Source organism: Streptomyces sp. T028 (genome assembly GCF_048159505.1).
GTDB lineage: Bacteria > Actinomycetota > Actinomycetes > Streptomycetales > Streptomycetaceae > Streptomyces.
Window position 1 is genome coordinate 38,298 of the sequence record NZ_JBLRVZ010000013.1, and the last position, 19,122, is coordinate 57,419.

Sequence of the window (19,122 nt, forward strand, 5' to 3'; positions counted from 1 at the left end):
CCCGCGCCGAACGGCCCGGCGGTCACCCCGGCGGCCCGGCCGCCCGGTCACCGGGTGGCCGGTGTTCAGCCGAGCCGCTCCCGCAGCCCCGTCTTGAGGATCTTGCCGGCGGCGTTCCTCGGCAGCTCGGGCACCACGATCACCCTGCGTGGCACCTTGAAGTTGGCCAGCCGTTCCCTGCAGTGCGCGATGACGTCCCGCGCCGAGGGTTCCGAGCCCCGGCGCGGGACCACGTAGGCGCAGGGCACGGAACCGAGCCGGGCGTCGGGCATCCCGACCACCGCGGACTCGGCGACCATGGGGTGGCCGGCCAGGGCGTTCTCCACCTCTGCCGGATAGACGTTGAAGCCGCCGACGATGATCATGTCCTTGAGCCGGTCGGTGATCTTCAGACAGCCGTGCTCGTCGAGCCGCCCGACGTCCCCGGTACGCAGCCAGCCGTCGGCGTCGATCGCCGCCCGGGTCGCGGCCTCGTCCTCGAAGTAGCCGAGCATCACGTTGTCGCCGCGCAGCAGGACCTCGCCATCCTGGCCGGGCGCCACCTCCTCGCCGTCCGCGTCGACGACCCGGATCTCGATACCCGGCACGGCGGGACCGGTCGTCTGCTCCACATGGGCGGGATCCTCTCCGGAGCGGGACCTCGTGGCCACGGTGCACTCGGTCAGGCCGTACGCCTGGGCCACGGTCTCGAAGCCCAGCTCCTCGCGCATGCGCCGGAACAGCGACTCGGGGACGGTAGCGGCTCCGGCGGTCGCGAAGCGCAGGGTGGAGGGGCGCAGCTCCGTCAGCCGGGGGTGGTCCAGGAGCGACACGAAGACGGTCGGCGCACCCGGGAGCACGGAGATACGGGCAGACCGGATCAGTTCCAGGAGACGGCCCGCGTCGAACGTCGCCACGGGGTAGACGGTGGTTCCGGCCGTGAGGGCGGCGATCACGCCGGCCTTGTAGCCGAAGCCGTGGAAGAACGGGTTGACGATCGCGTAGCGGTCGGCGGGGCTCAAGGCCGCGCCGTCGGCCCAGACCAGGGCCGCCCCGACAGTCTGCCGGTGGGCGCTCATGACCCCCTTGGGCACACCCGTCGTGCCGGAGGTGAACATGATGTCGCAGATGTCGTCGGGGCCGACCGCCGCCGCGATGCGCGCCCCCTCCTCCTCGGGCACCTCGTCCGCGCGGGCGGTGAAGGCGCCCCAGGACAGGACGGGGTCGCAGGACCGTTCCGCGGCGATGTCCACCACGGTCCGCAGCGCGGACAGCCCCGGGACAGGACCGGTCTCTTCCGGCACCGCCTCCTCGGCCGCCGCCGTCCGCAGCATCTCCACGTAGTCGACGCCGAGGAAGCCATTCGCGAGGACGAGTACCGAGGCGCGCGAGCGCCGCAGCACGACCGCGGCCTCATGACCGCGGTAGCGGGTGTTCATGGGCACCACGGACGCCCCGGCGCACTGTGCGCCGAGCAGGGCGAGAATGAACTCCAGCCGGTTGGGGGCCCACACCGCGACCCGGTCTCCCGGGCGGACTCCCACTGCGGTGCAGGCCCGCGCCGTCCGCCCGACGAGTTCGGCCAGCTGCCGGTAACCGACCTCCACGGCGCCGTCGACGACTGCGGGATGGTCACCGTGGCGTTCCGCGGCCCAGGCCAGCAGCCCGGGAACCGTCGAGGGAGCCGGCTCTTCGATCACACAAGACCTCCGAACAACCAAATGCTTGGTAGGTATGCTGGCAGTGCACTGCCTGGGCTCACGATCCGCAAGTCGCCCTCCCGTTGAGCGGGACGGCTGGGAACGGGAGCTGTGGCAGGATTCGAGCACACGCTGGCCGGCCGGAGGACTAGCCCCCGGCGGAAGGGACGAACGACATGGCGGCACGACGCCCCGCCCGGGCGGCAGCCCCGGCACGGACGGCGGCCAGGAACGGCACCGGCTCCGAGCGCAGGGCGGAACTGCTCCAGATCGCGGCGGGCCTGTTCGCCACCCGCGGGTACACGCAGACCACCGTGCGGGACATCGCCGACGAGGCGGGCATCCTGTCGGGCAGCCTGTACCACCACTTCAGTTCGAAGGAGGACATGCTCGACGAGATCCTCCGGGGCTTCCTGGAGCGGCTCCACGAGCGCTTCGCGGAGATCGAGAACGAGGGAACGGGCCCAGGAGAGATCCTCGACAAGCTCATCACCCACGCCTTCACCACCATCCACGAGACGCCGGAGGCCGTGGCCCTCTATCAGAGCGAGGCGGACACCCTCGTCGGACAGTCCGGTTTCGAGTACGTCGACCAGCTGGGCAAAAAAATCGAGAAGATCTGGCTCCGGACGCTCACGGCGGGCCAGCGGTCCGGGGCCTTCCGCGCCGACGTCGACGTCAGCCTGACGTACCGGTTCATCCGGGACACCGTGTGGTGCAGTGTGCGGTGGTACCGCCCGCGCGGCAAGTTCCGTGCCGAGGCGCTGGCCGAGCAGTACCTCCGCGTGCTGCACGGCGGTCTCGTCACCGGGTGACGGGGACCTCGCGGTCGCGCAGGCCCCGGGGGTCGACGACCTCGCGGATGAGCCGCAGTTCGCCGGCGTCGGGCAGGCGGGTCTCGGTGGCACCGCTCGTGTCGATCTCGAACCCGGTGTTCCGACGGACCTCGTCCCCGGTGACACCGGGATGCAGCGACCGTACGCGCAGGTACCCCTCGGCGTCGTAGTCGAGAACCGCGAGGTCGGTGATCACCACGCCCAGGTGGTGGAAGCCCAGCCCCTTGGTGCCTCGGGCGCGGTCGTTGCCAACGCCACAGACCACGTCCACCTTCTCGACGAAAACCTTGGGCGTGTGTCGGGCCACCCAGTAGTCGGTGCGGTGGTTGGCCGTGTTGCCGGGCGCCCCACGTACCCCGATGAGCTGCCGCTTCGGGCGTCGCCAGTCACCGATGAGCGAGATGTTGTGGTTGCCGTACCGGTCGATCTGACTGGCCCCCATCATGCTCTGCCGGCGCCCGCTGGCGACGATGTCGAAGACCCGGCGATAAGGCACCCAGCCCTCGACCACTCCCCCGTCGGCGGCGGTCCGGCCGAGCGGCGGCGGCTCGCTCATGAAGTACGCCTCGCCGTCGGTGAGGACCAGGTCCGGGCTGGTCGTCAGCCGGGCGAGCCGCGCCCCGATCGACGGCAGTACACCGACCGCGTGCGCCAGCACCTCGCCGGCGTCGCGCCACACGTCGGCGCACGCGGCCGCGCACACCTCGGCCCGGGTGATCTCCGTCATCGACCCTCCTCCTGTCCGTCGCGCCGGGCGTGGAAGTCCGCCACGGCCGTGTGGTATGCCTGCTCGTCACCGTCGAGGAACGTCTTGCGGAACAGGTCCCAGGACTCGGTGTCCCGCGCCGCCGCCGCGTAGTGCGTCTGGAAGGCCTCGTCCCGCCCGTAGTCGGGCTCGCACGAGGTGAAGTGCGCGCCCCGCGGCGCCTCGATCACCCCGTTCACGAAGAGGCGGCTGATCAGCACCGACTGCGCGGGCGCGGCAGCGAGCAGTTCCCCGGGCCCGACGATCCGCTCGGTGCTGACGAAGCAGCGGTCGGCTGCCATCGCGAACAGGTCGTCGAAGTACGGGTCCGGGCCCAGGTACTGGGCGTTGCCCGCGGCGTCGGCGCGGTTGATGTGCACCAGGGCCACGTCGAGCCGTAGGGCCTTCATTGCCACGTACTCGTCGTCGGAGTACGGGGAGGCGATCGTCACCAGGTCGGGGTTCATGGTGAGGACGTCGGAGCCGAGGCCCGCCCGGGTCGGAAGGAAGTCCAGCCGGTTCGCGGCGGCGCGCAGCCCGGTGACGAACATGCCCTCGTCGTACTCCGCGGTCTCGACGGCGCCCCGTTCCCGTACAGCCCGGAAGTGCGGGTCGAGGGCGATGCTGTCCAGCGAGACGAAGCCGTAGACGAGCTTGCGCACCCGGCCCGCCGCACACAGCAACCCCACGTCCGGTCCGCCGAACGTGACGACGGTCAGGTCACGGACGTCGGTGCGCAGGAGTTCACGCACCAGCGCCATCGGTTTACGCCGTGATCCCCAGCCGCCGACGCCGATCGTCATGCCCGACTCGACGGTCCCGGCGAAGTCCTCCAGGGACATCGATTTGTCACCCATGGACAGTTCCTCCCGCGTCCGGAGAGCCGAAGTTCCCATGTTCACCTAGCGCTTGCTTGGTTGCAAGCCTAGCATGTGATCTATCAGAGGCGACCGGCCGACGTATCCCCTTCCCGGATCTACCTAGCAAGCAATTGCTAGGTTAGCCTGGGCCGACCGACAGCTCCCCGCCGACCAGGAACGGGTGGAGCACCCGCGAAGGAGACCTGATGACCGACTCCGTTTCCAGTGCGAGGACGCGAACCCTGGGCGGAACCCTGGTCTTCCCGGTGGGCATGGGCGCGATGACCCTGACCCAGGTGCCCGGCTACGACGAGGCACGGGCGGTCCGTACCGTCCACGCGGCCGTGGACGCCGGGGTGACACTGTTCGACTCCGCGGACGTGTACGGCCCCGCGGCCGGTTACGGCGTGAACGAGTCGATGCTGGCCAAGGCCCTCGCGGCTTACCCGGGTTCGGCCGATCACGTGGTCGTGGCGACGAAGGGCGGCCATCTGCGGCCCGGCGACCAGGAGTGGGACGTCGACGGCCGGCCCGAGCACCTGCGCCGCGCGTGCGAGGACTCGCTGCGCCGCCTGGGGTACGAGGCCCTGCCGTTGTACCTGCACCACCGGCCCGACCCGAAGGTCCCCTACGCCGAGACCATGGGCGCGCTGCGAGGCCTGTACGAGGCGGGGCTGATCCGGCGCGCCGGGATCTCCAACGCGAACCCGGAGCAGATCCGGCTGGCGCACGGGATCCTCGGTGACGCGCTGGTCGCGGTGGAGAACGAGTACTCGCCGGGCTTCCGCTCCAGCGAACCGGAGATCGCGCTGTGCGAGGAGCTGGGACTGGCGTTCCTGGCCTGGGGGCCGTTCGGCGGGATGCGCCAGGCGAAGGGACTCGGCGCGCGGTACGCGGCGTTCGAGGACGTCGCACGGGAGCGGGGTGTCAGCACGTACCAGGTGGTGCTCGCCTGGCAGCTGCACAGGTCACCGGTGGTGGTCCCGATCCCCGGGGCGAGCCGGCCGGAGTCGGTCCGGGACTCCGCCGCGGCGGCCGGCCTCGCGCTCAGCGGCGAGGAACTGGCGCGGCTGGAGCGGGACGAGCCCTGATCAGGGGGACGATCGGGCCCCGGTCAGGGAGCGCTCCCCGCGTCCGGCGGCTCCACGAGTTCGACCCGGACCCGGTCCGGGTCGAGCACGTAGACGAGACGACAGCCCTCCAGCGGGCCCTCTCCGGCCGTGATGGGCTCCGACAGCACGGTGACACCCTCCGCCCGGACACGGGCGAGCAGGGCGTCGAGTCCGGTCACGTCCACGGCGAGATGGACCGAGCCCGCCCGGCCGTGGTCCGGGTCGGTCACCTCCGGGGAGCCTCCGACGTACTCGTACTGGAGCAGTTCGATGAGCGTCGCCCCCCGGGACAGGCGGACGAAGGCCTGGCGCACCACGACGCCCGGATACCCGGTCACGGCGTCGATCCCCGGACCGCTGCGCTCCCAGGATCCGACCCGTGCGCCCCCGAGGAGGCGCACATAGAAGTCGAGCGAACGGTCCAGGTCCTGGACGGTGATTCCCACGTGGTTGACGGAGTAGGTCATGCTGGCCCTCCTGACGGCTCCGGGAGTTAGACTAACAAGCAGTTGCTTGGTCAAGGGGCAGTGGCCGGAAGGAGCCGGTAGTGGTCATGCACGCCGTGGACCTGCGGGACAAGGTCGCCTTCGTCACCGGAGCCGGCCAGGGCCAGGGCGCGGAACACGCGCGGACGCTGTCGGGTCTGGGCGCGCGGGTCGTCCTCACCGATCTCGACGAGAGCAGTGCACGGGCGGTCGCCGTCCGGATCCGGGGCGAGACTCTGACCTGTCCGCTCGACGTCGGGGACAAGGGCGCCTGGGCGGCGGCGATGGAACAGGCCGCGGACCGGTTCGGGCGGGTCGACGTGCTGGTCAACAACGCGGGCATCGCGATCAAGGAGCCGCTCGCCGAGCTGTCCGAGGAGAATCTGGCGGCCACGCTCAGGGTCAACCTCGTGGGAGCCGTCCTCGGGATGCAGGCGGTGCTTCCGCTGATGCGCGGGCGCGGCGGTTCCATCGTCAACATCGCCTCCACGGCCGGGCTCACGGGCTACCCCGGCGGCCTCGCCTACTCCGCGTCGAAGTGGGCCCTGCGGGGCGCCACCAGGTCGGCCGCGAAGGAACTGGGCGTGTTCGGGATCCGGGTCAACTGCGTCTGCCCGGGAGCGGTCGACACCGCGATGATCAGCGAGGAGACCCGGGCGGGCGGCGGGGCGGTCGCCGGGCAGCCGATCCCCCGGGTCGGTACCCCCTCGGAAGTGGCCGCCGTGGTGGCCTTCCTCGCCAGTGACGCGGCGAGCTACTGCACGGGCCAGGACTTCGTCGTCGACGGCGGACAGTCCGCGTGACGGCTGGGAGGGGTCGCTTGAGCCGCCGGCGACGGGAGCAGGACCGGGCGCGGGAACGTCTCGTCGTGGCCACGCGGGCGCTGGCCCACGCCGTCGCCACGACCGATCTGCCCGGTGAGGAGTTGGACCGGGTCACGGAGACCCTCGCATCCGTGACCCGGGTCCTGGAGAAACGGGCCGGGACGCGGTGCGTGCCGCTGCCCGTGGCGGAGACCGTCGGCGTACCGCGGGTGCTCCTCGACCGGTACAACCCGGTGCACCTCCCTCTGGAGGTGTCGTTCGCGGCGGACGGCCGCAGCGCGACGGCCGCCACCGTCGCGAACGCCCTGTACGAAGGCCCCACCGACTCGGTGCACGGCGGTGTCTGCGCCCTGCTGATGGACAACATGCTGGGCATCCTCGTCCAGTCCACCGGGCTGCTGTGTGTGACCGGGACGCTGTCCGTGCGCTATCTCGCCCGCACGCCGCTGGAGCGGACCCTGCTGCTGCGCTCCGAGATCGTGGAGCGCTCCGGCCGCAAGGTCGGCGTCACCGGACGGATCGAGTGCGAGGGCGTGCGCACGGTCGAGGCCGAGGCGGTGTTCATCGAGGTCCCGCACCGATGACCTGGCGGAAGAGCCGCTGCCGGTGCTCGTGCGGCTGACCGAACAGCTGGGACAGCGCGTGGGCCCGCTTGAACACGAGCTGGGCGTCGTGCTCCCAGGTGATCGCGATTCCGCCGTGCAGCTGGACGGTCTCAGCGGCGACCTTGTTCAGTGCCTCGGAGCACCAGGCCTTCGCCAGCGCCGCCCGCGCCGGCAGCTCCGGGTCGCCTTCCGCGGCGGCGGCGCGGGCCGCCGCCCAGGAGGCGGACCTCGCCGTCTCGACCTCGACCAGCATGTCGGCCATACGGTGCTTCAGCGCCTGGAACGACCCGATGGGGCGACCGAACTGGACGCGCTCCCTGCTGTAGGCCACGGTCATGTCGAGCGCCCGCTGGGCGGTGCCCACCTGAAGGGCGGTCACGGCGACGGCGGCGATGCAGTGCAGGGTGCAGAGCAGACCGGACGCGTCGAGGGTCAGGGGGGCCGCGGGCGCCGCGTCGAACTCGATCCCGGCCAGGCTCAGTGTCGTGTCCATCGCCGGGGTGGGCGTACGCCGCACCCGGTCGTCGTCCGGGTCCACCTCGAACAGGCCGACCCGCCCCGGTCCGGTCCGGGCCACCACCAGCAGGACGTCGGCATGGACGCCCTCCAGGACCAGGGGGGCCGTCCCTGTCAGGGACCAGGTTCTCCCGCCCGTGGCGCGCACGTCACTGCGGTCGGTGCGCCAGTGGCCGTCCTCACCGGCCCAGCAGACGGCCGCCACCGAGGTACCCTCGGCGACGCCGGGCAGCAGCCGCTCGCAGGCCGCCTCGTCGCCACTGAGCAGCAGCGCCCGGGCCGCGAGCACACCGGAGCCGAGCAGCGGAGAGGGCGTCAGCGCGGCGCCCAACTGCTCCAGCACCATGTGCGTTTCGAACAGGGTGAACCCCGCGCCGCCGTAGCACTCCGGGATGGCCAGGGCCGCCACACCCACCTGATCGCACAGGGTGCGCCACAGGCCCGTGTCGTAACCGGGAGCCCGCGCGGCGGCGGCCCGCACCGCGCCGCTGTCACTGCGGCGCTCCAGCAGACGCCGTACGGTCACGGCGAGTTCGTTCTGTTCCTCGGTGGGCGCGAACGTCATCCGGTCCCCCTTCGGGAAGAGTCCTGGGCAGAACGCGGGCCGGCCTCAGGCGTCGCCCGCCGCCTGCCGTCCCGAGTCGCGCATCGCCCGCGCGTCCATGCCCGCCAGGGAGTCGGCACTCACCTCGGCGTTGTGGGAGTGGGCGGCGTGGTGCAGGCCGAACACCGAGTCCATGCCGGAGCGCATGCCCTGCAGATCCTCGGCCTGGTTGATCGCCCGCTTGGTGAGCGCGAGGCCGAAGCGGGGCATCGCGCTGATCCGCTCGGCCAACGCGAAGACGGTCGACTCCAGGTCCTCGCGGGGCACGACATGGTTGACCATGCCGAGCTGCTGCGCCCGCTGGGCGCTGAAGCGGTCGCCGGTGTACAGGAACTCCTTGGCCGCGCGCGGGTTCATCACCCACGGGTGGGCGAAGAACTCCACGCCCGGGATGCCCATGCGGACGACGGGGTCGCAGAAGAAGGCGTCCTCTGAGGCGACGATGAAGTCGCAGGACCAGGCCAGCATCAGCCCGCCCGCGACACACGCGCCCTGGACCATGGCGATCATCGGCTTCGGGATCTCCCGCCAGCGGCGGCACATCCCCAGGTACACCTCGGACTCCCGGGCCAGACGGGCGTCGACGCCCTCCTTGTCGGTGTGGTCCCACATGATGACGGCTCTGCGCTCGAAGCTCTCGTGGATGTCACGGCCCGGCGTGCCGATGTCGTGGCCACCGCTGAAGTGCTCGCCGCTGCCCGCGAGGACCACGACCTTCACCGCGTCGTCGTCGACGGCCCGGGTGAAGGCGGCGTCGAGGGCGTACGTCACCTTCGAGTTCTGCGCGTTGCGGTACCGGGGGCGGTTCACCGTCACCACGGCGACCGGGCCGCGGACCTCGTAGGTGACGACCTGCTCCTCGGCCGGGCGGCTCTCCGCAGCGGACATGCCAGCTCCTTCACACGGACCACGGATGCATACCAAACAAGTGCTTGGTGGGTTAGTGTAGGCGATGCCCCAGCTCCCGAACAGCACGATCGTGAACCGACGGCACCTTCGAGGGGGAAAGCGTGCAACTGCCAGGCACAGCGCAGGACGAGGCCTTCCGCCGTGAGGTCCGGGACTGGCTGGAGACCCACCTGTCCGGCGACTTCGCCGGCCTGAGGGGCCTCGGCGGCTCCGGCCGGGAGCACGAGGCGTACGAGGATCGGCTGACCTGGGACCGGCATCTCGCCGCCCACGGCTGGACCTGCATCGGCTGGCCCGAGGAGTACGGCGGCAGAGGGCTCGACCTCGCCCGGCAGGTGGTGTTCCACGAGGAGTACGCCCGCGCCGACGGGCCCGCCCGCGTCAACCACCTGGGTGAGGAACTGCTGGGGCCGACCCTCATCGCCTTCGGCACCCAGGAGCAGAAGGACCGCTTTTTGCCCGCGATCCGGGCCGTCGAGGAGCTGTGGTGCCAGGGCTACTCCGAGCCGGGTGCGGGCTCCGACCTGGCCGCGGTGTCCACCCGGGCCCGGCTGGAGCGGGCGGCGGGGGCCGGAGAACCGGAACAGTGGGTGATCGACGGCCAGAAGGTGTGGACGTCCCTCGCACACCTGGCCGACTGGTGTTTCGTGGTCGCGCGGACCGAACCGGGCTCGGTGCGGCACGCCGGGCTGTCGTACCTCCTGGTGCCGATGCGGCAGGAAGGCGTCACCGTACGGCCCATCACCCAGCTAACCGGCACCTCCGAGTTCAACGAGGTGTTCTTCGACGGCGCGCGGACCGACGGCTCGCTCGTGGTCGGCGCGCCCGGCGACGGCTGGAAGGTCGCCATGGCCACGCTGGGGTTCGAGCGGGGCGTCTCCACGCTCGGCCAGCAGATCGGCTTCGCCCGCGAACTGGACGCGGTGGTGGCGCTGGCCCGGCGAACGGGCGCCATCGACGACCCAGTGATCCAGGACCGGATCACCCGCGCCCACATGGGCCTTGAGGTCATCCGGCTCAACGCGCTGCGGATGCTGGGCGCTTCGGGCTCCCAGCGGCCCGAGGCGTCGATCGCCAAGCTGCTGTGGGGCACCTGGCACCGGGGGCTCGGGGAGCTGGCCATGGAGGTGGCGGGCGCCTCCTCGCTAGCGGCACAGGGACCGCCGTACGACCTGGACGCCTTCCAGCGGCTGTTCCTGTTCAGCCGGGCCGACACCATCTACGGCGGCTCGAACGAGATCCAGCGCAACATCATCGCCGAGCGGGTGCTCGGCCTGCCCAGGGAGCCGAAGGCATGAACACGCGACGAGCCGGACAGGCACCGCCCGACTACGTGCCCGGACACGGGCTGCTGGCGGACCGGACCGTGGTGGTCACCGCCGCCGCCGGAGCGGGCATCGGCTCCGCGGTCGTACGGCGCTGTCTGGAGGAGGGGGCGCGGGCCGTGGTCCTCGGCGACGTCCACGAGCGGCGGCTCAACGAGGCCGGAAAGGAACTGGCCGAGGAGTTCGGGGCGGAACGGGTCGCCACCGCCCTGTGCGACGTGACCCGCGAGGAGCAGGTGAACGCCCTGCTGGACGCGGCGGAGCCGTTCGGCGGGGTCGACGTGATGGTGAACAACGCCGGGCTCGGCGGGACCCGTTCGGTTCTGGAGATGACCGACGAGGAGTGGTCGCGGGTCCTGGACATCACCCTCACCGGGACGTTCCGCTGTGTCCGCGCCGCCGGCAACCGGATGGTGCGCGCAGAGCGCCGGGGTGTCATCGTGAACAACGCCTCGGTGGTCGGCTGGCGGGCCCAGGAGGGACAGGCGCACTACGCCGCCGCGAAGGCCGGGGTGATGGCCCTCACCCGCAGCGCGGCGGCCGACCTGGCCCCGCACGGCATCCGGGTCAACGCGGTCTCGCCGAGCCTGGCCCTGCACCCGTTCCTGGCGAAGGTCACCACCGAGGAGTTCCTCGACGAGCTCAAGGGGCGCGAGGCGTTCGGCCGGGCCGCGGAGCCCTGGGAGGTGGCCAACGTGATGGTGTTCCTGGCCAGCGCGTACTCCTCGTACATGACGGGTGAGGTCGTCTCCGTCAGCAGCCAGCACGCCTGAAGTCCCCGTTCCCCGGAGAAGAAGGAGGAAGAGCGTGGCCGAGGCCTACATCGTCGACGCCGTGCGCACCCCGGTGGGGCGGCGTGGCGGTTCCCTGTCCCCCGTGCACTCCGCGGACCTCGCGGCCCATGTGATCGGCGCGCTCGTACGGCGTTCGGGCATCGACCCGGCCGCCGTCGACGACGTCATCCTGGGCTGCAACGACACCATCGGCTCCCAGGCCGGGGACGTGGCCCGCACCGCCTGGCTGGTGGCGGGGCTCCCGGACCACGTGCCCGGTGTGACCATCGACCGGCAGTGCGGCTCCAGCCAGCAGGCGGTGCACTTCGCCGCGCAGGGCGTCATGTCCGGCACCGCCGACCTGATCGTCGCCGGCGGGGTGCAGAACATGTCCGCGATCCCGATGTCCGCGTCCATGACCCTGGGTGAGCGGTACGGCTTCACCACGCCGTTCGCCGAGTCGCCAGGCTGGGTGGCGCGCTACGGGGAGCAGGAGGTCTCGCAGTTCCGGGCCGCCGAGATGATCGCGGAGCGGTGGCGGCTGTCGCGGGAGGAAATGGAGTCCTTCGCGCTGCGCAGCCATCGGCGGGCGCTGACCGCGATCGACCAGGGGCGGTTCAAGGACGAGATCGAGCCGGTCGGGGACTTCGCCACCGACGAGTGCCCGCGCCGTGACACCTCACCGGAGCGGATGGCCGCGCTGGCCCCGCTCAGGGAGGGCGGCCGGCTCACCGCCGCGCTGGCCTCGCAGATCAGCGACGCCGCCTCGGCCCTGCTGGTGGCCTCGGAGCGGGCGGTGCGCGAGCACGGTCTCACGCCCCGTGCCCGTGTCCACCACCTCTCCGTGTACGCCGACGACCCGGTGTGGATGCTGACCGGGCCCATCGCGGCCACCCGGCGCGCCCTGGACAGGGCGGGGATGGCGGTCGGTGACATCGACCTGTTCGAGGTGAACGAGGCCTTCGCCTCGGTGGTCCTCGCCTGGGCCGCGGAGACCGGCGCCGACCTGGAGCGGGTCAACGTCAACGGCGGAGCCATCGCCCTCGGCCATCCCATCGGCGCCACCGGCACCCGGCTGATGACCTCACTGCTGGGCGAGCTGGAGCGCACGGGCGGCCGGTACGGGTTGCAGACCATGTGCGAGGGCGGCGGTCAGGCCAACGTCACCATCGTCGAGCGGCTCTGAACCGGCATCGACCGGTGCGTCCGAACTCGTCCCGCCGTCAAGGCGGTTGGACACCCGCGCGTCAACCGGAATTCCGTTTCCGGTGGTCCGGAAGGGGATGCAAGCGCGTTCTACGCGGCTACATTTTGGCATGTATGCAACACCGCCACTCCCCACCTTCCCTGGAGACACATCCCCATGCGCAGACTTCTCGCCTGTCTGGCGGCCGCCGCCGCGGCCCTGGGCGGGCTCACGCTGGCCGGTACCCCGGCCGCCGCCGCGGCCTCGGGCAGCTTCAGCGTGCTCACCTACAACGTCGCCGGTCTCCCCTCGGCACTGTCCAGCGCCTCCACCCCGCGTGACACCAGCACCACCGAGATCGGCCGGCGCATCGCCCCGTACGACATCGTGAACGTGGAGGAGGACTTCAACTACCACGCCTACCTGTACTCGACCGACACCCACCCCTACCGCACCGCGACCAGCGGGGGAGCCGGCGTCGGCAGCGGCCTCAACACCGTGTCGGACTACGCGTGGGACGGCGACGACTTCGAGCGGGTCCGGTGGAACTCCTGCCAGATCGACTCGGGTGACTGCCTCACGCCGAAGGGCTTCACCTTCATGCGGGAGCGCCTCGCGGAGGGGGTGTACGTCGACTTCTACAACCTACACACCAACGCGGGCACCAACGACGGCGACGAGACCTCCCGCGCCGACAACCTCAGCCAGCTCACCGCCTTCATCAACTCCCACTCCGCGGGCAACGCCGTCGTGGTGATGGGTGACACCAACGCCCGTTACACCCGCTCCGCCGACACCATCGGCGAGTTCGCCGCGGCCAACGGGCTCACCGACGCCTGGGTCCAGCTGATCCGCGGCGGCAGCGCGCCCGCAAAGGGCAGCGACGCGCTGGTCTGCGACCAGACCGGGGCCACTGTGCCCAACACCTGCGAGGTCGTCGACAAGGTCCTGTACCGCAGCAGCAAGCTGGTCTCGCTAAACGCCACCTCGTACAACAACGAGCACGCCAAGTTCCTCACCGACGACGGGAAGATGCTCTCCGACCACGATCCGATCACCGTCGGCTTCACCTGGTCGCAGAGCCCCGCCTACCAACTGAGCGACCAGTTCGGCGGACCGCACGGCGACTACTACCAGGACATCGCCCGCGTCCCGGCGTCGGCCCGCGCCACCCGGATCTCGCTGCGCGGCGGCTCCCGCGTCGACCAGGTCGGCATCACCCTGGGCGACGGCACCACGCTCACCCACGGCGGCACCGGCGGCACGGCGTCCTCGCTGACGCTGGGCAGCGGCGAGTACGTGACCACCGCATACCTGTGCGAGGGCAAGTACAACGACACCACGCGGATCTTCTACACCCGGTTCACCACCAACCTGGGTCACACCCTCGCGGCCGGTACGACGACCTCCGACTGCGTGACCCGCACCGCCCCGTCCGGCTGGCAGATCGCGGGCTTCCACGGCCGCGCCGGCGACGAGTTGGACAAGATCGGCTTCATCTACACCAAACGCTGATCACGACACCGCCGTGGCCGGCCGAAGGCGGTGGCCGCGATGCGCCGGCCCACGACGCGGTGCTGGTCGGCCCCGGAGAGACAGCCGTTCGCGAGACGGCCATGATCCGGGGGCAGTGCCCGCACCGCGGCTGAGGACCTCTACGCCGCCGAAGTGGCCGACCTCCACGACGCCGTTGCCGCTGGACCGCCTGCCGTGGGGGAAGGCGTCCCGTCCGCGCCGTCACACCCGGACACGCCCTCGGTGTCGGCGCTCCGGCATCCGACGCCGCCCGGACCGACGGCAGCACCCCCGGGTCACAGAGGACAGGAGCGAGGAGTGGCACCGGCCCCCCATCGGGCCCTACGACGAAGGCCATGGGCGGGGAAGCCGGCCACCCTCGGCGGGCAGAGCGGCCTCCGGAACCGTGAGTCGCGCTCGACCAGGGTTTCGGGCGACGTCAGCGGGCCTCCCGTGGGTGAACACGACCACGACGGCCGGGCCCCGGCTCCGCGGCCCCGGTCGGTGCCGGTCACCGGAACCGACCGTCCCGCGAAGCGCCCCTCTCAGGTGTGCAGGCCACGCAGAAGCGCGGGCGCCTTGACCCCGATACCGGCCATGGGGGCGTCCAGCACGCCGACCTGGGTGAGCAGCGAGGCGTGGTCCCACATCAGGTGCTCGTACTTGATCAGGTCGTCCTCGAAGCCGACCACGACGTTCATCACCACCTCGACCGCCTTGCCGGTCGGGGGGACACCCGGGATCTTCCAGGGCATCTCGCGGTCGTGTGTGAAGCGGAAGAAGAACTCGTCCCAGATGTGGTTGTCGTCCATCACCCGGGTGGTCAGTTCCTGCTCGACGTCGGCCGGGACGTTCGGCAGGAAGTGCTGGGAGTAGAACTCGTAGACCTCGTCCCGACCGTTGAGCAACTGTCCCAGAGGAGCACAGTAGATGTAGGGGTCGTCACACATCGTCGCGATGGCCGCGTCGGGGTCGTGGAGAGCGAACTCGGCGTAACCATGTCGCTCCCAGACCCCCACCATGTGACGCTGCCGGTCGTTGGCCGGTTCGAACATCGTGTCCTCCTGTCATCGTTGAGCGGGCGGATCCCGGACAGCAAACGGCGGGGACAGAACCGGCGCCACTCTTCCGGATCGTTGAGTGGACCGACGGCGACGATTCAGTCGGCCTCGTACTCGTAGGCCCCGTCGACGAGGATCATCTCGGTGACCGAGTGCCGTTGCCGGATCGCGACGGCCTTCTGATACTCCGGCGAGTGGTAGAACGCCAACGCGGCTTCCTTCGAGGGGAACTCCTGGATGAAGTAGGCACCCTCCCGCGGCTCGCCTTCGAGCACCTCGGCGACCACGCCCTGCGCGAGGTGTGTGTGCGGGTGGTCGCCGGCCACCTGGAGATATGCCTCGACGTACTCCTGCATCCCACGCTTGGACTCCTCGCTGGAGTCCTTGAGGTGACTGCGGGCGATGATGTATGCGGGCATCGACTCGGCCTTCCCGTGCAGCGACCGCCGCGTTGCGGTCCTGGTGGGGAGATTGAAGTACCCGGCACCGCGATCGACCAGCGCCCTGGTCCGCTCAGTGGACTCCGGGGCCGGGGCGTCGGCGGAGGGCTCGGCCCGGGTCGCGGCCGGCGCCGCGGCCGGCGGACCGACCGCCCGGTGTGCAGGGCCGGGTCGACAGCGGGCAGCCGGCGGCTGCCGGTGGTTCGGACCGGCGGGCCCGCCCGCGGCTGTCGCGAGGCGGTGGTGGGCGGGGGCCGCGCGGAGGAGGAGCCGGGTGTGGGCGGCGACGGCGATCCCTGCCCGACAGGCTCCGTCCAGCGATCCCGAACGGTCCCGGTCAGCGGGATCTCTCCTCCGTGGTCGCGCGGACCCCGACGCAGACTGCGGAGCAGGTGCGGTGAGGAGGCGCGTCCGTCGCGGGCCCGCGGTTCGCGGCTCGCACCGGCTGCGCCGCCTTCCCCGGCGCCCGCCTCAGTACTCGTACAGAAGGGTGCGGCAATGTCGCAGCACGTCCCTACGCCCGACCCGGACGCGGCGGCCCTCTACGCGGCACGGCGGGCCCGCGGTGCCGGCGGGATGCGGGAGACCGGGCTGGAGGCCGTGCGTGCGGGGCTGGAGGCCATGCCTCACCCGGCGGACATGCCGAAGATGGCCGCCGTGGAGGACCTGGACGTGCCCTGCGGACACGGGCTGCTGCCGATCCGGGTCTACAGTCCCACCACCGACACCGATGTGCCCGCGGTCGTGTACTTCCACGGCGGGGGCATGGTGATGGGCACGAACCACTCCTTCGAACCGTTCGCCCGGGCGATCGCGGCGTACACCGGACACCGGGTGTTCGCCGTCGGGTACCACCTCGCGCCCGAGCATCCGCCCCCCGGTCAGGTCGACGACGCCTGGGCGGCCACCGAGTGGGTCGCCGCGCACGCGGCCGAGCTGGGTGTGGCGCCGGACCGGATCGCCGTCGCCGGGGACAGCGCGGGAGGGACGCTGGCGGCGCTCGTCGCGCTGCGCGCCCGCGACCGCGGCGGGCCCCGGCTGTTCTGCCAGGTCCTGATGTACGGCGGGCTCGACCGGGACATGGCCGCCGCCTCGGTCCGTGAACTGCCCGACGCGCCGGGTCTGAGCCGCGACGACATCTTCTACCTGCACGGCCTCGCCCGGGCCGGGCGGCCCGAGCCCACGGGCCCCGACGAGGTGCCGGCGTACGCGCAGGACCTCACCGGACTCCCACCCGCGATCGTCGCCGTGGGCGAACTCGATCCGCTGCGGGACTGGTCCGAACGCTACGCGGCCCGGCTGCGCGACGCAGGCGTGCAGACGACGGTGACCCGCTACCCGGGTGTCGGCCACGGCTTCCTCATGCAGCTGTACCACCTGGCGCGCGGCAGGCAGGCACTCGCCGAGATCGCCGGACTGCTGCGGGCGAAGGCGCAGCACCCGCTGCCGTGGTGAGCCACCTGTGAGGTCCGGCCCGCCCGCCCGGGGAGTCGGAGTCACCCGTCGGCCCCGGGCGCTCCGCACCGAGCCCTCCTGACCACCCCCTCCCGCCCCCTCCCCCGATGTGAGGACCGATGACGACGTCCGTGATCCCCGACGACCGGCCGACCCGGGTGGTGAACCCGGTGAACGACGCGGACCCGGACCAGCTGCGCGCCGCGGTCGAGGCCGCCGAGCCGGGCGCCCTGCTGATGACGCTGGTGCACCTGACCGGGGACCGGGCGCTGCTCACCGAGTTCCGGGAGCGGCTCGCCGCGGCGAAGGCCGCCTGCCCCGGGGAGACACTCGCGCCGGGTCAGTACCCGGGGAAGGTCGCGGACGAGGTGCGCCGACGCGCGCACGCGGTCCTGCGCGGTGAGGGGCTCGTGCCCGCACTCCACATCCCCGACGACGCCCTGTTCCTCGACATGGTCCGGGTCGCCACCGACGAGGCCGTCGGCCCGGAGTACGTGCCCTACCTGCGGGAGCAGGCGGGTTTCGCGTACCTGCCGGAGTCCCTCCCCCTGCACCGGCCGGTACCGTCCGGCTTCCGGGTCGCGGTGGTGGGCGCGGGGATGGTCGGGATCAACGCCGCGGTGAAGCTCGGCGAGGCCGGGTTCGAGTACCGGGTGTTCGAGGCGGGCGACGACATCGGCGGGACCTGGGCGCACAACACCTATCCGGGCGCTGCGGTGGACACGCCGAGCCACTTCTACTCGTACTCCTTCGAACTCAATCCGGACTGGTCGAAGTACTATCCGCCGGGCCCGGAGTACCTGCGCTATCTCCACCATGTCGCGGACAAGTACGGCATCCGGGAGCATGTCGCCCTCTCCCACCGGGTGCTGGGCTGCACCTGGGTCGACGAGCGCCAGCTGTGGCGGGTCTCGGTCGCGGGCCCGGACGGGGACACGCAGGTGTACGAGGCGAACGCCGTGATCACCGCGACCGGGATCCTCAACGGCCCGTCCGTCCCGGATGTGCCCGGCCTGGAGTCCTTCGCAGGTACCGCGATGCACACCGCCGAGTGGGACGACTCCGTCGCACTCGACGGCAAGCGGGTCGTCGTGCTCGGCACGGGATGCACGTCGGTGCAGGTCGTGGCGAGCCTCGCCGGGCGGGCGCGCCATCTGGACGTGGTCTTCCGCCAGCCGCACTGGATCGCCCCCGAGCGGGCCGTGGTGGGCACCGTCGACGACGCCACCCGGTGGGCGATGCGGCATCTGCCGTACTACCAGCAGTGGTATCGGCTGGTGACCCACTGGTTCACCGCGGACAAGAGCTATCCGATCCCCCGGATCGACGAGGAGTGGTACACCACCCACGTCTCCGCCTCACCGGCCAACGACGCCCTGATGCAGATCTGTCTGAAGCATCTGCACGAGCAACTGGGCGACCGGCCCGACCTGGTGGAGATGCTCACCCCCGACTTCCCGCCGTTCGCCAAGCGCATCGTCAAGGATCCGGGGTTCCTGGCCGCGGTCCGCCGTGACGACGTGGCACTGCACCGCACCGCGTTCGAACGGATCGAGCCGGACGGGGTACTGCTGACGAACGGGGAGTTCCTTCCCGCAGACGTCATCATCTGGGCGACCGGCTTCCGGCTCGAGTTCCTCGGCTTCCTCGACGTCGTGGGCCGGGACGGCATCACCCTGGCCGAGCGCTGGGACGGCGGCCGGGACCCGCGCGCCCACCTGGGCATCACCGTCCCCGGGTTCCCCAACCTCTTCGTCACCGCCGGACCGAACGCCGCGCCGAACCACGGCGGCGGTCACAACGTGACGAGCGAGGAGCACGTCCACTACGCCGTCGAGTGCCTGCGCCACCTCGTGGACCACGGCTACACGGCGATGGAGCCCACGCCGGAGGCGACGCGGGAGTACAACGAGCGGGTCGACGCCGAACTGGACCGCACGGTCTGGCAGCACCCCGGCACCGCGAACGGCTACTACCGCAACGCCGCCGGGCGGGCCTGGGTCACCTGCCCGTGGCGGCTCGTCGACTTCTGGACGATGCTCCGGGCGCCCGACCCCGACGCGCTGCTTCTGCACCGGGGGCCGGCCGGGGCCTCGGCCCACCGGACCACGGCGGACTGAACTCCCGTACGGGCACTGCACAGGACCCGGCACGGGCGGGCCCGCATCGCACGAACGAAGGGAACCGAACGA

18 protein-coding genes are annotated in these 19,122 nt (G+C 71.4%); 10 read left to right on the forward strand and 8 right to left on the reverse strand.

From position 1 onward, the window contains the following. Positions 1-65: 65 nt before the first annotated feature. Positions 66-1,679 carry an AMP-binding protein gene (locus ACLZN2_RS14475; RefSeq protein WP_416978849.1) on the reverse strand — a complete coding sequence of 538 codons (1,614 nt, stop codon included), beginning with the start codon at positions 1,677-1,679 and terminating at the stop codon, positions 66-68. 176 nt (positions 1,680-1,855) lie between these two features. On the opposite strand from ACLZN2_RS14475, the gene ACLZN2_RS14480 reads away from it, so the two are divergent. After that, a complete protein-coding gene (locus ACLZN2_RS14480) occupies positions 1,856-2,494 on the forward strand; it encodes a TetR/AcrR family transcriptional regulator (protein WP_416978850.1) in 639 nt (212 codons plus the stop codon). Here ACLZN2_RS14480 and ACLZN2_RS14485 read toward each other — a convergent pair. Both ACLZN2_RS14485 and ACLZN2_RS14490 read right to left on the reverse strand, forming a co-directional pair. Continuing rightward, positions 2,484-3,242, reverse strand: coding sequence for a CoA-transferase subunit beta (locus tag ACLZN2_RS14485; RefSeq protein WP_416978851.1), 759 nt, complete (start codon positions 3,240-3,242; stop codon positions 2,484-2,486). The two genes, ACLZN2_RS14480 and ACLZN2_RS14485, sit on opposite strands and share 11 nt — an antisense overlap. Continuing rightward, on the reverse strand, positions 3,239-4,117 hold the full coding sequence (locus ACLZN2_RS14490; RefSeq protein WP_416978852.1) for a CoA transferase subunit A: 879 nt from the start codon (positions 4,115-4,117) through the stop codon (positions 3,239-3,241). The genes ACLZN2_RS14485 and ACLZN2_RS14490 overlap by 4 nt, the downstream gene beginning before the upstream one ends. A gap of 209 nt (positions 4,118-4,326) precedes the next feature. On the opposite strand from ACLZN2_RS14490, the gene ACLZN2_RS14495 reads away from it, so the two are divergent. Beyond that, entirely contained in the window at positions 4,327-5,211 is an 885-nt protein-coding gene (locus ACLZN2_RS14495) for an aldo/keto reductase (protein ID WP_416978853.1), read from the forward strand. A gap of 23 nt (positions 5,212-5,234) precedes the next feature. Here the strand turns inward: ACLZN2_RS14495 and ACLZN2_RS14500 are convergent, their stop codons facing one another. After that, positions 5,235-5,699, reverse strand: a complete 465-nt coding sequence (locus tag ACLZN2_RS14500; RefSeq protein ID WP_416978854.1) for a VOC family protein — start codon at positions 5,697-5,699, stop codon at positions 5,235-5,237. Positions 5,700-5,785: 86 nt separating this feature from the next. Between ACLZN2_RS14500 and ACLZN2_RS14505 the strand changes: the two genes are divergently transcribed. Both ACLZN2_RS14505 and ACLZN2_RS14510 read left to right on the forward strand, forming a co-directional pair. Beyond that, positions 5,786-6,520, forward strand: coding sequence for an SDR family NAD(P)-dependent oxidoreductase (locus ACLZN2_RS14505; RefSeq protein WP_416978855.1), 735 nt, complete (start codon positions 5,786-5,788; stop codon positions 6,518-6,520). 17 nt (positions 6,521-6,537) lie between these two features. Further along, a complete protein-coding gene (locus tag ACLZN2_RS14510; RefSeq protein WP_416978856.1) occupies positions 6,538-7,125 on the forward strand; it encodes a PaaI family thioesterase in 588 nt (195 codons plus the stop codon). Here the strand turns inward: ACLZN2_RS14510 and ACLZN2_RS14515 are convergent. Further along, positions 7,103-8,227, reverse strand: a complete 1,125-nt coding sequence (locus ACLZN2_RS14515; protein WP_416978857.1) for an acyl-CoA dehydrogenase family protein — start codon at positions 8,225-8,227, stop codon at positions 7,103-7,105. The genes ACLZN2_RS14510 and ACLZN2_RS14515 overlap by 23 nt on opposite strands. Positions 8,228-8,272: 45 nt before the next feature. Then, positions 8,273-9,154: an enoyl-CoA hydratase gene (locus ACLZN2_RS14520; RefSeq protein ID WP_416978858.1), complete on the reverse strand. Its 882-nt coding sequence runs from the start codon at positions 9,152-9,154 to the stop codon at positions 8,273-8,275. A gap of 122 nt (positions 9,155-9,276) precedes the next feature. Between ACLZN2_RS14520 and ACLZN2_RS14525 the strand changes: the two genes are divergently transcribed. From ACLZN2_RS14525 to ACLZN2_RS14540, 4 genes are all read left to right on the forward strand, one after another. Continuing rightward, entirely contained in the window at positions 9,277-10,473 is a 1,197-nt protein-coding gene (locus ACLZN2_RS14525) for an acyl-CoA dehydrogenase family protein (protein ID WP_416978859.1), read from the forward strand. After that, positions 10,470-11,273: an SDR family oxidoreductase gene (locus ACLZN2_RS14530; protein WP_416978860.1), complete on the forward strand. Its 804-nt coding sequence runs from the start codon at positions 10,470-10,472 to the stop codon at positions 11,271-11,273. Before ACLZN2_RS14525 ends, ACLZN2_RS14530 begins: the two co-directional genes overlap by 4 nt. Positions 11,274-11,307: 34 nt before the next feature. Further along, on the forward strand, positions 11,308-12,459 hold the full coding sequence (locus ACLZN2_RS14535) for an acetyl-CoA C-acetyltransferase (RefSeq protein ID WP_416978861.1): 1,152 nt from the start codon (positions 11,308-11,310) through the stop codon (positions 12,457-12,459). A 177-nt stretch (positions 12,460-12,636) separates the two neighbouring features. Beyond that, entirely contained in the window at positions 12,637-13,974 is a 1,338-nt protein-coding gene (locus ACLZN2_RS14540; protein WP_416978862.1) for a jacalin-like lectin, read from the forward strand. Positions 13,975-14,519: 545 nt separating this feature from the next. On the opposite strand, the gene ACLZN2_RS14545 is transcribed toward ACLZN2_RS14540, so the two are convergent. Both ACLZN2_RS14545 and ACLZN2_RS14550 read right to left on the reverse strand, forming a co-directional pair. After that, a complete protein-coding gene (locus ACLZN2_RS14545; RefSeq protein ID WP_416978863.1) occupies positions 14,520-15,029 on the reverse strand; it encodes a nuclear transport factor 2 family protein in 510 nt (169 codons plus the stop codon). 104 nt (positions 15,030-15,133) lie between these two features. After that, complete coding sequence (locus ACLZN2_RS14550; RefSeq protein WP_416978864.1) at positions 15,134-15,454, reverse strand: DUF1330 domain-containing protein; 321 nt, start codon at positions 15,452-15,454, stop codon at positions 15,134-15,136. Positions 15,455-15,973: 519 nt separating this feature from the next. Here ACLZN2_RS14550 and ACLZN2_RS14555 point away from each other — a divergent pair. Both ACLZN2_RS14555 and ACLZN2_RS14560 read left to right on the forward strand, forming a co-directional pair. Then, entirely contained in the window at positions 15,974-16,930 is a 957-nt protein-coding gene (locus tag ACLZN2_RS14555; RefSeq protein ID WP_416978865.1) for an alpha/beta hydrolase, read from the forward strand. 119 nt (positions 16,931-17,049) lie between these two features. After that, positions 17,050-19,050 carry a flavin-containing monooxygenase gene (locus tag ACLZN2_RS14560; protein ID WP_416978866.1) on the forward strand — a complete coding sequence of 667 codons (2,001 nt, stop codon included), beginning with the start codon at positions 17,050-17,052 and terminating at the stop codon, positions 19,048-19,050. The last annotated feature ends 72 nt before the right edge of the window (positions 19,051-19,122 follow it).